At 56.2% G+C, this 1035-nt stretch carries 2 protein-coding genes; both read right to left on the bottom strand.

Features of this window, described 5'->3' with window-relative positions; all coding sequences use genetic code 11:
* Window positions 1-130: 130 nt before the first annotated feature.
* The gene (locus tag C4K88_RS18205) at window positions 131-358 is read right to left on the bottom strand and encodes a hypothetical protein (protein WP_174705265.1); all 228 of its coding nucleotides are present in this window, start codon (window positions 356-358) and stop codon (window positions 131-133) included.
* 59 nt (window positions 359-417) lie between these two features.
* Window positions 418-1035, bottom strand: a 618-nt coding sequence (gene tnpC / locus C4K88_RS18200; protein WP_146065753.1) for an IS66 family transposase, incomplete at its 5' end; no start/stop codon positions are given.

The raw sequence follows: 1035 nt of genomic DNA, 5'->3' as shown, positions 1-1035 counted from the left end.
GAGAAGCCGAGCGCTTGCGCCAGATCGCAGAATCACAGTTCCAGGCTGTGAACGAATATCAGCTCAAGGCCTTGGGCAGCGTCAGTCGAAGAGCCCACTAATAGGATCGCGACCTTATCGAGGGTAGGAGCTATTGTAGGAGCTTGCTTCTCTCGACCAATACCTCTCGGTTAGTGAAAATGCTTTCAAGGGTTGCTGGTTCTGAGATCACGTCGGTTTTCCGAGAGATCTCCTCCAGGGCCAGTTCGAGCCGATAGTCTTGAAAATACTCATAGAGCTTTTCAAGGGTTTCAGAAATCTCCTCCCCCCCATTTTTTGCAAACAGAATGTGGACGATTGCGGCAAGCGGGAGGGCCATGTCGACACCCTCATCCTCCTCATCAGGGGTAAGCGTCCGCCCAACGCACCTTGCGTAAGTCAGGCCGATACCCACTGATGCGGCAGCAGTTGCCCGATCTCACTCGCCCGCTGTGTCGGCAACCGCGTCAGCACATCTTTGAGATAGGCATACGGATCATGCCCGTTCATGCGCGCCGACTGGATCAAACTCATGATCGCAGCGGCGCGTTTGCCACTCCGTAGCGACCCAGCAAAGAGCCAGTTCTTGCGCCCCAGCGCCCAGGGCCGTATCTGGTTCTCACACCAATTATTATCAATGGGTACTGCCCCGTCATCAAGGTAGCGCGACAGCGCCGCCCAGCGTTTCAGGCTGTAATCCAGGGCTTTGCCAATGGCCGAACCGTTGTGCACGATATCGCGTTGGGCGACCATCCAAGCATGCAACGTATCCATCACCGGTACCGCCTTTTCTTGCCGTATCCGGCGGCGCATGTCCGGTTCCAGATCCTTGATTTCCCCCTCGATCTCGTACAGCGCCTGCATGTAACGCAAGGCCTGCTCAGCCAGCGTGCTCTTGTGGGTCGCATGCAGTTCGAAGAACTTACGCCGTGCATGAGCCATACAGCCGATTTCCGTCACGCCGAGTTCGAAGCTGGCCTTGTAACCGCCGAAATCATCGCAGACCAGCTTGCCCTT

Origin of the sequence: Arthrobacter pityocampae (assembly GCF_002927275.1) — a bacterium.
Lineage (GTDB): Bacteria > Actinomycetota > Actinomycetes > Actinomycetales > Micrococcaceae > Arthrobacter_D > Arthrobacter_D pityocampae.
The sequence above is the reverse complement of the archived record's forward strand: the minus strand, read 5'-3'. Positions and strand labels throughout refer to the sequence as shown.

Bases quoted from the DNA above. Each gene is read 5' to 3' on its own strand.
- C4K88_RS18205 (WP_174705265.1), bottom strand. From the start codon at position 358: ATGGCCCTCCCGCTTGCCGCAATCGTCCACATTCTGTTTGCAAAAAAT.